At 36.0% G+C, this 13,736-nt stretch carries 9 protein-coding genes; 4 read left to right on the plus strand and 5 right to left on the minus strand.

Annotated elements, in window-relative coordinates:
* Nucleotides 1-64: 64 nt before the first annotated feature.
* A complete protein-coding gene (locus V7S79_RS07245) occupies nucleotides 65-1,090 on the minus strand; it encodes an NAD(P)H-dependent glycerol-3-phosphate dehydrogenase (protein ID WP_459489905.1) in 1,026 nt (341 codons plus the stop codon).
* 100 nt (nucleotides 1,091-1,190) lie between these two features.
* Between V7S79_RS07245 and V7S79_RS07250 the strand changes: the two genes are divergently transcribed.
* Entirely contained in the window at nucleotides 1,191-3,974 is a 2,784-nt protein-coding gene (locus tag V7S79_RS07250; RefSeq protein ID WP_459489906.1) for a glycoside hydrolase family 2 protein, read from the plus strand.
* Here V7S79_RS07250 and V7S79_RS07255 read toward each other — a convergent pair.
* From V7S79_RS07255 to ettA, 3 genes are all read right to left on the minus strand, one after another.
* The gene (locus V7S79_RS07255) at nucleotides 3,949-6,087 is read right to left on the minus strand and encodes a glycosyl hydrolase family 28 protein (RefSeq protein WP_459489907.1); all 2,139 of its coding nucleotides are present in this window, start codon (nucleotides 6,085-6,087) and stop codon (nucleotides 3,949-3,951) included. The genes V7S79_RS07250 and V7S79_RS07255 overlap by 26 nt on opposite strands.
* 277 nt (nucleotides 6,088-6,364) lie before the next feature.
* Complete coding sequence (locus tag V7S79_RS07260; protein ID WP_459489908.1) at nucleotides 6,365-7,324, minus strand: AAA family ATPase; 960 nt, start codon at nucleotides 7,322-7,324, stop codon at nucleotides 6,365-6,367.
* Nucleotides 7,325-7,350: 26 nt separating this feature from the next.
* Nucleotides 7,351-9,018, minus strand: a complete 1,668-nt coding sequence (gene ettA, locus V7S79_RS07265; protein WP_459489909.1) for an energy-dependent translational throttle protein EttA — start codon at nucleotides 9,016-9,018, stop codon at nucleotides 7,351-7,353.
* A gap of 219 nt (nucleotides 9,019-9,237) precedes the next feature.
* Between ettA and V7S79_RS07270 the strand changes: the two genes are divergently transcribed.
* Nucleotides 9,238-10,512, plus strand: coding sequence for a DUF349 domain-containing protein (locus tag V7S79_RS07270; protein WP_459489910.1), 1,275 nt, complete (start codon nucleotides 9,238-9,240; stop codon nucleotides 10,510-10,512).
* A 144-nt stretch (nucleotides 10,513-10,656) separates the two neighbouring features.
* On the opposite strand, the gene V7S79_RS07275 is transcribed toward V7S79_RS07270, so the two are convergent.
* Nucleotides 10,657-12,000: a UDP-N-acetylmuramate--L-alanine ligase gene (locus V7S79_RS07275; protein ID WP_459489911.1), complete on the minus strand. Its 1,344-nt coding sequence runs from the start codon at nucleotides 11,998-12,000 to the stop codon at nucleotides 10,657-10,659.
* A 102-nt stretch (nucleotides 12,001-12,102) separates the two neighbouring features.
* On the opposite strand from V7S79_RS07275, the gene V7S79_RS07280 reads away from it, so the two are divergent.
* Nucleotides 12,103-13,575 carry a type III PLP-dependent enzyme domain-containing protein gene (locus V7S79_RS07280; RefSeq protein WP_459489912.1) on the plus strand — a complete coding sequence of 491 codons (1,473 nt, stop codon included), beginning with the start codon at nucleotides 12,103-12,105 and terminating at the stop codon, nucleotides 13,573-13,575.
* A gap of 10 nt (nucleotides 13,576-13,585) precedes the next feature.
* Nucleotides 13,586-13,708, plus strand: coding sequence for a hypothetical protein (locus V7S79_RS07285; RefSeq protein WP_459489913.1), 123 nt, complete (start codon nucleotides 13,586-13,588; stop codon nucleotides 13,706-13,708).
* Nucleotides 13,709-13,736 lie beyond the last annotated feature (28 nt).

Here is a 13,736-nt window from a genome sequence, read left to right on the forward strand (position 1 = left end):
ATGTATGATGTAAGAGGGTCTTTTTTTTTCTCTTTCCTCTCTTCTCTCTTCTCTCTTCTTTAAGTTATTTCAAAAACCCTTTTAATTTATTCATTTCAGTCTGTGGGTTTGCCTTTTCATAAACTATGTTATATACAGCATCAATGATTGGCAATTTTAAATTGTGCTGTTTAGAAATCAAATAAATACTTCTGACAGCATAATATCCTTCAGCAATCATGTTCATTTCAATTTGAGCAGATTTAACGGAATATCCTCGGCCGATCATATTTCCAAAAGTTCTATTTCTAGAGAATTGTGAATAGGCGGTTACAAGCAAATCGCCAAGATAGCCAGAGCTATTCAAATCTCTATTTTTTTCAGGATAGACCTCATCCAAGAATATTTTAATTTCTTGCATGGCGTTACTTACTAAAACGGCTTGGAAATTATCTCCAAATCCTAATCCACGCGTAATACCACAAGCAATAGCGATGATATTTTTAATCACAGCACAATATTCCACCCCATACAAATCGCCAATCGCATGAGCTTGCAAGAATCTACTATTTAATAAATTGGAAAAGGTTTGTGCCAATTCTATGTTTGGCGAAGCGATGGTTAAATATGATTGTTTTTCAAGAGCCACCTCCTCTGCATGGCAAGGCCCTGCGATGACGCAAGCTTGTCCCAATGGAAGATTGAACTCTCTTTCCATCCAATCGGTCACAAGCATGTTTTCCTCCGGAATCATTCCTTTGATGGCAGAAACGATTTTTTTCCCTTCGAAATGTTTTTTGTTTAAGTCTTTTAGCGTGCTTGGAATAAATGCAGCAGGTACGGCAAGAATAATAAACTCAGCACCGTTTAATGCATCAGACATTTTGTGGTAGGTTTTAACTTTTCTTGGGTTAAGTGCTACGTCTGTTAAATAACTGGGATTATGGTTGTATTTTCGAATAAATTCCACGTCTGATTTTCTGCGAATCCACCATTTGATTTTAACTTGATTTTCAGATAAAATCTTGACCAAAGCTGTTGCCCAGCTACCACCTCCTAATACAGTTACCTGCGTTGGAATCTTCTTTTTTAATTCTTCTAATTGACTCATGGAACAAATTTACTTTTAATATTAAAATTAAGGTGCTACAATCAAAATTTTTCCCGAATTTTGTAGACTTTTTGTATAGTTTTTCTTTACTGCCTCTTTAATGCGTTTTTTTTATTTATTACTTTTTCTTTTAATTTTTTCGACTTACAGCTTTGGGCAGGATTTACAGCCATTGCCTGAGCATCCTCGTCCTGATTTTGAAAGAAAAGAATGGGTTAATTTAAATGGATATTGGAATTTTACATTTGATCCGAAAAATGAAGGTTTAAAAGAAGATTGGCAAAAATCAAGTGATTTATTTTCTCATAAAATTTTAGTGCCTTTCCCTTGGGGATCTGAATTATCTGAAGTGAAAGATGAGGCGGATATTGCTTGGTATGAGCGTAAAATTAAAGTAGATCAGTCGTGGAGTTTAAAACGTACTTTTATTGTCGTAGGGGCCTCTGACTGGCAGACGACCGTGTTTTTAGATGGCGTTAAAATAGGAGTACATGAAGGAGGTTATACTCCATTTTCATTTGACTTAACCAAGTATATCAAATATAATAAAGAGCAATCATTGGTAATTCGTGTGGATGATAAACGCCGAATGTTTACGCTGTACGGTAAACAGGGTTATGGTAATGCCCGAGGAATTTGGCAAACCGTTTATCTAGAATCACGAGGTGAAAATTACCTTGAAGGTTTTCAAATCCAGCCCGATATTGATCGGTCGGTGATCAAAGTCAAAGCAATTTTGCCTGAAATTGCGAAGGAGAATGTGTACATAAAAACACATATTCAAAGTGGAGAAGGTATTACCAACCACAAAATAATTCCTAAAGGAAGTCAATTTTTAGAATTTGAAATACCTATATCCAATGTTCATTTGTGGAGTTTGGAAGACCCATATTTGTATAATTATCAAGTTACCGTAGGTGATGGGGATAGGGCAGATGTATTTTATGGGTATTTTGGAATGAGGCAAATTTCTGTTCAAAATCTTCCGAATTCAGAGATCCCTTATATTTCAATCAACAATCAGCCAGTTTATTTGCAATTAGCCTTGGATCAAAGTTATCATCCCAAAGGATTTTATACATTTCCAACGGATGAATTCATGCGAGATGAAATTATCCGAAGTAAGAAAATTGGTTTGAATGGAATTCGAACTCACATAAAAGTAGAAGTTCCTAGGAAGTTGTATTGGGCTGATAAATTGGGCTTATTGGTCATGGCTGATCTACCTAATTCTTGGGGTGAGCCAGATGCCGATATGAGAAAGGAGTCGGAATACACTTTGAAAGAAATGATTAACAGGGATTTCAATCACCCAGCAATCTTTTCTTGGATTACCTTCAATGAAACATGGGGTCTGATTTCTCATTTCAAAGATGAAATGGGGAATAAAAAAGCTCAATATTTACCTGAAACTCAAACATGGGTAGCCTCTGTTTATCGATTAGCAAAGCAATTAGATCCCAGCCGTTTGGTGGAAGATAATTCTATCTGTTGTGGAAAAGGGCATACGGAAACAGATATTCATTCTTGGCATTCCTATTTACCCGGTTACGAGTGGGATAACTTTTTGAAGAATTTATCTGATAGTACTTATGCTGGAAGTACTAAAAACTTTGAGAAAGGATATTTGCAGGGAAAACAACCTATGATTAATTCTGAGTTTGGGAATGTCTGGGGATACACGGGAAGCACTGGTGATGTGGATTATACATGGGATTATCACAAATCAATGAATTCATTTAGGAATCATTTAAAAGTGGCGGGTTGGTTATATACCGAGCACCATGATGTGATTAACGAGTGGAATGGTTATTACCGTTTTGATCGTTCTGAGAAAGAAACAGGTTTGGGGGCTCTTGCTCCAGGTATGACTTTGAAAGATTTGCATTCCGAGTTCTATTTGTCCACAGGTCAAGAAATTGCCTTTGCAGGAAATGCAGGAGATAAGATTAAAATTCCATTGAGTTTGTCTGCTTTAACCAATCGAATCGATTTGCCTAAAAAACTTGTTTTGAAATATATCTTTGATGGCCAAACTTCTTGGGGCGAAAAGAAATCGTGGTGGACAAAAAGTAAGGAGATTACCTGGAAAGCTTGGACGATTCAGGCCTTGGATTCAGTAATCATTGAATTGCCCAAAGATAAATCATTGAATACATTGCGTTTTGTGTTGGAAGATTCGAATGGACAAGTTTTACACCAAAATTTTGTGAACATTCTGGTTGAAAATGGTAATACTCAACCTGCCAATAAAAAACAAGAAGTCATTTCTGTACCTGTTGGAAAATATGTTGGAGCAAATTGGTCCGAAAAACAATGGACAGGAGTTTTAGGAAATAAAATGAATGGTGGAGGCTTTGGCTTTTTTGAATATGAATTTGAATGGCCAAAAGGTTTAGTAGAAGACTCTGTTTTGCAGGTTAGTTTCTTCGTTGAAGCTTCCTCGAAGCCTTTGCTAGGAAAAGATCGAATCAATTCAGGTAGCATGAATGGCGATTACATGTTGGGCAAAGGAACGGCAGATCCAGGTAAAAACCCAAATGCTTATCCGCAAACAGATTTGACGAAAACCCCTTCTTTACTTAAAATATTCGCTAATAATCAATTTTGCCGTACGGTTGAATTGGAAGATGATCCTGCAGATCATCAGGGTGTTTTATCTTGGTTTTACCAAGCTAGAAATCACGAGTTAGATGAAGCTGGTACTTATGGCTACTGGGTACAAACTAGTTTGCCAAAATTAGCTTGGCAAGAGGCTTCTTACACTGGAAAACTACGTATTCGATTAGAAGTTCCAGCCTCATTACCCAATGGATTAGCACTCTATGGCTCCCGTTCCGGAAGATATATGGCTGAACCTAGTTTGGTGATAACAAGGAAATAGGTATTTCCACATTCTTCACATCAACTATCTTTTTTGGTATTTTGGCCTCTATGGCTAAATTACTCATGTGAATATCTTTAATGGGCATTTCAGGTAGTCCTCTCAACATGATTCCAGTTGCTGCGCCTTTAACTTGGATATTATCCATATAAATAGATCTAAATTGAGGAGTTCCTTCATTAACGGGTTCTAGTTTTGCTTTAACTTCTTCACTGCCATTTCCAAAGGTTGAAACAGGGTCTTTACCTTGGTAATACATATCCATAATGATAGCTTCTCCAGCTATGTTTTTCATCGCAATATTTTGGATATAGATATTCTCAACGATTCCACCTCGTCCTCTAGCTGTTTTGAATCGTAGTCCTACATCGGTTCCTAAAAATTGACAATTGTCAACAAATATATCATGTACTCCTCCTGACATTTCAGAACCAACTACTACTCCGCCATGTCCGTGAAAAACTTGTGAATTTTCAATGTTGACATAGGCTGTTGGTTTGCCTCTTTTTCTACCTTGTTCGTCCTTACCTGATTTCAAACAAATACCGTCATCGCCGACATCTATTTTGCAATTATTGACATTGACATATTCACATGATTCGATATCTAAACCGTCGCTATTCTGTGCATACCAGGGATTCTTGACCATCAAATTACTCATTGTAACATGGGTGCAAAGTAAAGGGTGGATGGTCCAAGCAGGGCTGTTTTGAATGGTGAAACCATCTAAAATGATTTCATCGCACTGAATTAAACTCAATAAATTGGGCCGTAAAAATTCTTTGATTTCAGTTGCATTTTCCAAGTTGAAACCTGCATCCGTTCTACCTGACAATGGATTTAGAGATCCTTTCAAAGCCCTTTGTGTTGGATACCATGTATCTTTTTTCTCATTCAAAACACCACCACTTTGAACTAAATTCTCCCATTCTCCAGCTGTTAGCTTTTGCTTTTTAACGGGTCGCCAAGCTTCTCCTGCACCATCAATGACCCCTTGCCCAGTAATGGCTATTTTTCTTACATTTTTTCCGGAAATGGGTGATTGTGCACGAATGGCTTCTACACCTTCCCAAAATGTTTTTACTAATGGATAATCTGCTGAATTATCTGAGAATTGTAAAATGGCACCTTGTTCTATATGTAAATTTACGTTTGATTTCAATTCAATTGGGCCTGAAACCCAAAGTCCTTTGGGTATAAGTACTACGCCACCACCATTTTGATGGGTTTGATCAATTGCTTGTTGAATAGCTATTGCATTATTGAAGGTTGGACCAGTTTTTGCCCCATAATTTTTAATGTTCAGGGTATCTAATTTAAAAACGGGTTTCGAAACGACAGGTATTTCAAATTGATATTTTTGATTGAATGCAGATTTTTTCAAAAAGCTTTTCAAGTGTTCTGTGGATTCCGCGATTCCTTGTGCCACGAAATTTGCCATAATTTGTGCACCATATACGGTGAAATGAGTATCATCGCTGACCCCTTTTTTATATTTTTTATAAATTCCCGGCGGTAAATGGAGGAATATTTTTTCAGAAGCGTCCAAACCCAATTTTTCAATCAACGCACGCGATTTAGCTTCCATATCAATGAACAAGACTTTTTCTTTCGTGGCAACTTCTTTGGCGACTCTTGGGTAATCTCCGTGTTGATCTACAAAATGTCCCAATGAATCAAATTTTCTTCTTTGTATGGAACTTAACACAATTGGAATTCCTCCTTTGGATATTGTTTCTTGGATGTATCTTGTTAGGTTTTTTCTATAGTCTGTTTGTGCTTCCGCATATCTAGATGTATCGGATAATTTTGCATCATTATGGCCAAATTGAATGATGACATAATCGCCTTTTTTTATTTGTTCAAAAACTTTTTGCCAACGTCCTTCTGTTCGAAAACTTTTAGTGCTTCTTCCATTATAGGCGTGGTTTTGAACTTCAACTGCCTCGTTGAACAACAGTCGAAATGGGATTCCCCAACCTGTTTCTGGATAATCTGCAGGTTGCTTATTGGCCATAGTGGAATCGCCAATTAAGAAAACACGAATGGGTTCAGGTTCTACAAAACTGAAAATCAGAAGGCTCAAAGCGAGTAAAAAGAAGTGTTTTTTCATGATTATAAAGAGTGCTTTCTTCGAAAGAAGAATTTGACTTTTTTTTACTTGTTTTGAGCAGGGTGATTTTTTTGTTGAAATTCTGGATTTGAAATCAACTAATTGATTGAAATTATAAGTTTTGAATTAGGGATTCTGATTTTCTTTTTTTAAGGGGTAATGCGTCCCCTTACCCCCTGCAATTTACGTGTTAATAAATTCAGTTGTTTGATAATTTGAATAGCATCCATTCAACTCATTTGATTTTTAGTCAAACAGATTAAATGGTCAGAAAAATTTAACGATTAATCGCAACAGAGCTTAAAATGGTTTGAATAATTTGTGTTGTGGTAATGTTGTCAGCTTCTGCTTCGTAATTTAAAATAATCCGATGATTTAGTACATCCGGCGCCATTTCTTTGATATCCTCCGGTAAAACATAATCTCGGCCTTCTAAATAGGCAAGTACTTTTGAAGCTAAATTTAAATGAATACTAGCTCTAGGAGATGCTCCAAATTGGATGTAATTGACTTCTTCTGTCAACCCATAATCAGCTGGATTTCTGGTTGCAAAGATTAGTTCAATGATGTATTTTTCTAAGGTTTCGCTGATGGTAATCTGATTGATTTCCTTTTGGATTTGATGGATATCTTTTAAGCTTAAAATAACCTTGGGTTGATATTTGAAGTCCAAATTGGACATTTTTCGCATGACTTCAAGTTCTTGGTCTTTGTTCAAATAGTCCAAGAAAACCTTTAACATGAAACGGTCCACTTGCGCCTCAGGAAGCGGGAATGTACCTTCTTGTTCGACAGGATTTTGCGTCGCTAATACCAAAAATGGACTGTCTAGTTGATAAGTTGTATCTCCAATCGTTACTTGTCGTTCGGCCATGGCTTCTAAAAGGGCCGATTGTACTTTGGCTGGAGCGCGATTTATTTCATCTGCTAGAATAATTTGAGCAAAAATGGGTCCCTTTTTTACTTCAAAATCTGATTTTAAAGGATTGTAAATCATCGTTCCAACCAAATCCGAAGGAAGTAGATCGGGTGTGAATTGTATTCTATGAAAATGCAAATCAAGAATTTTAGCAAGGGTGTTGATGGTCAAGGTTTTAGCTAAACCAGGTACCCCTTCCAATAAAACATGGCCTCCTGTAAATAAACCAACCAACAATCGATTGATCAATCGTTCTTGTCCAACAACGACTTTCCCCATCTCCTCAATGACAGCATTTATTTTATTTCTTGAATCCATGTTTTTGTATTTAAAAAACGCTCAATTTATTGCAATTTTTTGTATCGTATTCTTCTTGGAGTCAAATCATTCCCCAATCTTTTCTTTCTTGCTTCCTCATATTCTGAATAATTACCTTCAAAATAGGTCACTTGTGAATCTCCTTCAAAAGCTAAAATATGGGTAGCAATCCGATCTAAAAACCATCTATCGTGAGAAATAACTACTGCGCAACCTGCAAAGTTTTCCAAACCTTCTTCCAAGGCTCTCAGCGTGTTTACGTCCAAATCATTGGTAGGCTCATCTAGTAAAAGTACGTTGGCTCCTTCTTTTAGCATCATGGCTAAGTGAACTCTGTTTCTTTCTCCGCCCGATAAGTTGCCAATTTTTTTCTCTTGATCAGATCCCCCAAAATTGAATTTACTTACATAAGCTCGGGCATTGGATTGTTTGCCACCCAACATAATCCAATCATTTCCATCTGCAATGGTTTCATAAACCGATTTTTCTGCTTTCAATTGATGGTGTTCTTGATCAACATAAGCCAATTGAACAGTGTCTCCAACCTCAAAAGTCCCTGAATCAGGTTGAACCTGTCCAGTTATTAATTTGAATAAAGTCGTTTTTCCTGCTCCATTGGGTCCAATGATACCAACAATTCCGGCAGGAGGTAGGCTAAAACTTAAATTTTCAAATAATAATTTATCTCCAAATTTTTTAGAAACGCCTTGAACTTCGATGACTTTATTACCCAATCTTGGGCCAGCAGGAATAAATAACTCCAATTTATCTTCTTTCTGTCTATTCTCTTCAGACAATAACTTCTCATAAGCACCGATACGAGCTTTGGATTTAGCTTGTCGAGCCTTAGGAGCCATTCGAACCCATTCTAATTCCCTTTGAAGGGTTTTTTGTCTTCTAGATTCTGTTTTTTCTTCTTGAGCTAAACGATTTTGTTTTTGTTCTAACCAAGACGTGTAGTTACCTTTCCATGGAATACCTTCACCACGGTCTAATTCTAAGATCCAGCCCGCAACATTGTCTAAGAAATATCTATCGTGTGTTACAGCAATCACAGTACCTTTGTATTGTCTTAAATGCTCTTCTAACCAATAAACAGATTCTGCATCCAAGTGGTTGGTCGGTTCATCCAATAATAATACATCAGGCTCTTGTAATAATAATCGACAAAGCGCTACACGACGTTTTTCACCTCCAGAAAGGGTACTTATTTTTGCTTCAGGATCCGGACAACGAAGCGCATCCATGGCTTTTTCTAAGCGAGTGTCTAATTCCCAAGCATTAAAATGATCTAATTTTTCTTGTACTTCTCCTTGGCGAGATAATAGTTTGTCAAAATCTGCATCTGGATCACCAAATGCTTCATTGATTTCATCGAATTCCTTCAAAAGGTTTTTGATTTCGGCCACACCTTCTTCTACGACCTCCAGCACAGTTTTGTTTAAATCTAAATCAGGTTCTTGCTCCAATAAACCAACACTGTAACCCGGTGACCAAACTACATCACCCGTATATGACTTGTCTATTCCTGCAATGATTCTTAATAAAGTCGATTTTCCGGAACCATTTAAACCTAAAACTCCGATTTTGGCACCATAGAAAAAACTTAAGTAAATATTTTTTATAATTGTTTTCTGAGGAGGAATGGTTTTGGACACACGCTCCATTGAAAAGATGATCGTTTCGTTACTCATATGTTTTTTTAATTTTAAAAAGACAAATATCGCAATTTCATTGAAAGGATTTTCATTCTAAAGCTATAAGAACTTATAAAAAGATTTTTTAAGGTAGAAAAATTTAGATTTATATGAAAAATTATATAGATTTGCTCTCTTAACAAAAATAATTTACCCAATTAATAATTTTAACCTTTATTGAGCCAAGGTATTGCTTGAAGCTCTTTTAATTTACATATGGATTCTGCCTTATCTAATCAATTCGGATTTTGCCGCGACGGCAAAGTTTTTATCAATGCTTATTTGAATTTCCCAGAGAGAGAAATTGGTTTTGTTCGCAACACCGAAAGTGAAGCCTTGGAATATTTTGTTAATCGCTTTGAATTAGCAAAAAAGAAAGTAGCTGCTTTGTCTAAGGAAGTCGAAGAAGTTCAAAACAAAGGGTCGTTTTTAACCAAAGTAATTCAGATGAAAGCTTATTTAGCTGAATTTGACGGGCTAGGTGATTTTGTGCCATTGTTTGCTGAATTAGATCGTTTAGAAGTATTCTTGAAAGATTTGATTGCGAACAATCAGGTGAAAAATCTGGAAATTAAACGTGCTTTAGTAGAAGATGCTAAAAGTATTGCTTCTGAAGAGGATATTACCAATGCTACCGATCGTTTGCTTGAAGTTAAAGCAAAATGGGTGAAAACGGGGCCTGTTGAAAAGCCTTTACAAGATGCTTTGAATGCTGAATTTCAAGAAATTGTTGACGGATTTTTTCTTCGCAGGAGAGCCTTCTTTGAAGAGAAAAATAGAATCATTGATGAAAAAATTGCGAAGCTTCAAGGTTTTATTGATTCAGTTCATCAATTGAGAAAAGCAGAAGATATAGATGACTCCGTTATCAAAGTAAAAGAATTACAAAGAGAGTGGAAAACCGTCATGGGTTTGCCTCCTAAAAAGCAATCCATGTTATGGAAAAATTTCAAGAAGGCCAATGAAATGTTCTTCGAGAAATATAATCGAATTAAGGGAATTGAAGTAAAACCTAGAATTGACCCTCGAGTTCATGAATTAACCAACATGATGGTCGAGTTAGAAGGTAAACTGAAAGACCAAGTCAATATTGTTGCCACCGCAGAATTAGCCAAAGCTTATTTAGTTAAGTGGAAAGAAATTACGGCACAAGTAAAAACAATTGATCGTAATTTAGCCGAGCGATTCAGAAATGTATGTGATAAAATATTCGAGATGAATTATTTATTGCGTGTTATTTCTTACCGTCATCCAGCTTTGAATGAAAAACCAAGATTGGAACAATTGAAGATTATGATTAACCAAATGGACTACATGACTAAAAAGGAGCGTAGTGAATTGGAGATTTTCATAGCAGATTCTGAGGAGGATGGTACAATCGCAGAAAAGCCTGTTCAAAGTAAAATCAATACGCAAAAGCGTAAAATTAGCATGAAAGAAATGCTCTTGACCAGTTTCAAAACTGAGTTAGATGCCATTTTGAATGCATAGAAGAAGAGAGAAGAGAGGAAAGAGAAAAGAGAAAAGAGAAAACAAGGCGCTCGGCTGTGCCGAGTGCATACTATGGATTGAACTTTTAGTTCATTAATCAAGCAAGTAGGAAATAATTTATTCTCTTTCCTCTTTTCTCTCTTCCTACAAAGATTCAAAATCCAATTGATCAAACGTTCCAGAAGACATCATCAATAAATTCTGGTTTTTCCAATTTTGTTCTTGTAATAATTTCAATAAATGTTCCGGTTCTCTGATGACCTTTAAATTGGGATGATTGAAATATTTCTGCACATCTTTTTCATCCAATTGGTCCATTTTTTTGATGGCACGGGCATGTTCGCTTAAATAAATCACAGCAGTGTCTGCCTGATCTAGTGTATGCTCATATTGGGGTAAAAAGGCAGGATTCAAGCTGCTGAATGTATGTAGCTCCAAACAGGCAAATAATTTCCTGTCAGGATACTGCATTTTTAGTGCTTCTGTTGTTGCTTTTACCTTAGAAGGGGCATGCGCAAAATCTTTGTAAATGATGCTATCTGGGCTTTCTTTTACTAATTCAAGTCGTTTGCTAGCACCTTTAAAAGATTGTATCGCTTGGTAAAACTCACTTTGGCCCACTCCAATTTGCTCACAAATTAATCGGGCACCATTGATGTTTTTTAAGTTATGTTCTCCAAATACGGCAATTTCATAATTGATCCCATCTTCTCCTTTTAAAATGGTTTTTCCATTTTTTATGCTGGCTGGATGAGCTGAATAAGCTGTTTTTTGAGCATGCTCAGGGCAAAATTCAGTTAATTCCTTTAAAACCTTATCCGTTTCATCAAACAATAAGCTTCCTGATTTGGGTAATTCAAGAATTAAATTTTTGAAGGAATCTGTATAGGATTCAAAAGTGGGATAAACATTGATGTGATCCCAAGCAATTCCTGAAATTAATGCTATATGAGGCTGATATAATAGGAATTTAGCTCTTCGGTCAATTGGGGATGCCAAATATTCATCCCCTTCAATGATGATAATTGGAGCATCTGAAAGTGATGCCATTAACTCAAAACCTTCAATTCTTGCTCCAACAAGATAGTCGAATTTTTTACCAAGGGTTTTTAGAACATGTAAAATCATGGAAGTGATACTCGTTTTTCCATGACTACCTGCAATAACAATTCTTTGTTTATTTTTACTTTCCTCGAATAAAAAAGATGGATAAGATTCAATTTTGATGCCTAATTCTTGTGCTTTTAATAATTCAGGATTGTCGGCTCTTGCATGCATCCCTACAATCACGGCGTCAAGATCAGTAGTGATTTTCTCTGGAAACCATCCAAATGCACTTGGAAGTATCCCATTTGCTTCTAAAAGGCTTCTGGAAGGTTCATAAATTTCATCGTCGGAACCTGTAATTTGGTACCCTTTTGCTTTAAGAGCTAATGCTAAATTGTGCATCGCAGCACCTCCGATTGCAATAAAATGAATTTTTGGCATATAACATTTTTAGAATAGTTTGCAAAGTACATACTTTTATTGCAGTTTTGCACGTTTTTACACGAGTCAAAAACAAATGATTTAAATTTTTGGTATAAGTAAATGAAAAATTACGTCGATCTAATTGATCAAACCATTGAATTCCCTACGCGTGAATTCAACATCAACGAAAACAATGAATTGTTGTTTAATAATGTTCCTTTGATGGAAATCATCAAGCAATATGGTACTCCGTTGAAAATTTCTTATTTGCCTAAAATTGGTGAGCATATCGAAAATGCCAAGCTTTTGTTTAGAAATGCTATCAAAAAATACAATTACAAAGGGAATTATACTTATTGCTATTGTACAAAATCATCCCATTTTTCATTTGTTTTGGAAGAAATTTTAGAACAACAAAATGTACATTTAGAGACTAGTTCTGCTTTCGATATCCCGATTATTCGAGATATGCACGAACGTGGAAAGATTTCAAAATCGACCTATATATTGTGCAATGGCTATAAACAACCTTTATATACCCAATATATTTCGGAATTAATCAATGAAGGTTTTAATTGTATTCCGATCTTAGATAATTTAAAGGAAATTGATTTTTACGAAAAGTCCGTGACCGCCGATAAGGTAAACATTGCTATTCGCATTGCGACAGACGAAGAGCCTGATTTTGCATTTTATACTTCTCGACTAGGTGTTAGATATTCAGATGTAAGCATTTTGTATGAAGAGAAAATTAAACCGAATCCTCGTTTTAATTTGAAAATGCTTCACTTTTTTATCAATACGGGTATCAAAGACAGTGCCTATTATTGGTCTGAATTGAGTCGTTTTATTTATAAATATTGTGAATTGAAAAAGATTTGCCCGGAATTAGATTCCATCGATTTAGGGGGTGGTCTTCCAATTCAAACTTCTTTGCAGTTCAATTACGATTACCAAGCAATGGTAGATGAAATTGTAGAATCTATCTCTTGGATTTGTAATAAAAACAATGTTCCAGTGCCCAATATTTTTACTGAATTTGGATCATATTCTGTAGGTGAAAGTGGTGCGGTATTGTATGAAATCATTGACCAAAAGTTGCAAAATGATAAAGAGTTGTGGTATATGATTGATGGTTCATTCATTACTCAATTGCCAGATTCTTGGGGAATGAACCAAAAATACATCATGTTGCCTGTGAATAATTGGAGTTCTCCTTACCAAAAAGTCAACTTAGGAGGTCTTACTTGTGATTCGATGGATTTTTACAATACGGAGGCGCATAGTTCCGATTTGTACTTGCCTATTTTTGAGGAGGCATCGGAAAGACAGTTTGTCGGATTTTTCCATACCGGCGCTTACCAAGAATCTTTGGGAGGTTATGGTGGAATTCAACATTGTTTAATTCCAGCACCTAAACATGTGATTGTAGACCGTTTGGAAGATGGAACCATTACAACAAGGTTGTTCTCTGAAGAACAAACAAGCAATTCAATGTTGTCAATTCTAGGATATAATGATGTCAAAAAAGATGCCATCGTACCAGAAACCAACGCCACAAGTAATAAAAAAGCTAAATTGACGTCAGTCTAATCTATTTTATATGAAAAAATTAATCGCTATCGCTTTACTTACAGCCTTTGTTGTTAGTTCATGCTCGCAAAGTACAAATTGCCCTGCTTATGGCACAACAAGAGCTAATGTGGAGAAAGTGAGGAGGATTTGAGATGTAAGACGTAAGATGTATGATGTAA

Source organism: Aquirufa sp. ROCK-SH2, assembly GCF_054558315.1.

Coding starts and splice junctions, on each gene's coding strand:
- ettA (WP_459489909.1), bottom strand. CDS start 9,018: ATGAGTAACGAAACGATCATCTTTTCAATGGAGCGTGTGTCCAAAACC.
- V7S79_RS07275 (WP_459489911.1), bottom strand. CDS start 12,000: ATGCCAAAAATTCATTTTATTGCAATCGGAGGTGCTGCGATGCACAAT.
- V7S79_RS07245 (WP_459489905.1), bottom strand. CDS start 1,090: ATGAGTCAATTAGAAGAATTAAAAAAGAAGATTCCAACGCAGGTAACT.
- V7S79_RS07250 (WP_459489906.1), top strand. CDS start 1,191: ATGCGTTTTTTTTATTTATTACTTTTTCTTTTAATTTTTTCGACTTAC.
- V7S79_RS07285 (WP_459489913.1), top strand. CDS start 13,586: ATGAAAAAATTAATCGCTATCGCTTTACTTACAGCCTTTGTTGTTAGT.
- V7S79_RS07270 (WP_459489910.1), top strand. CDS start 9,238: ATGGATTCTGCCTTATCTAATCAATTCGGATTTTGCCGCGACGGCAAA.
- V7S79_RS07260 (WP_459489908.1), bottom strand. CDS start 7,324: ATGGATTCAAGAAATAAAATAAATGCTGTCATTGAGGAGATGGGGAAA.
- V7S79_RS07255 (WP_459489907.1), bottom strand. CDS start 6,087: ATGAAAAAACACTTCTTTTTACTCGCTTTGAGCCTTCTGATTTTCAGT.
- V7S79_RS07280 (WP_459489912.1), top strand. CDS start 12,103: ATGAAAAATTACGTCGATCTAATTGATCAAACCATTGAATTCCCTACG.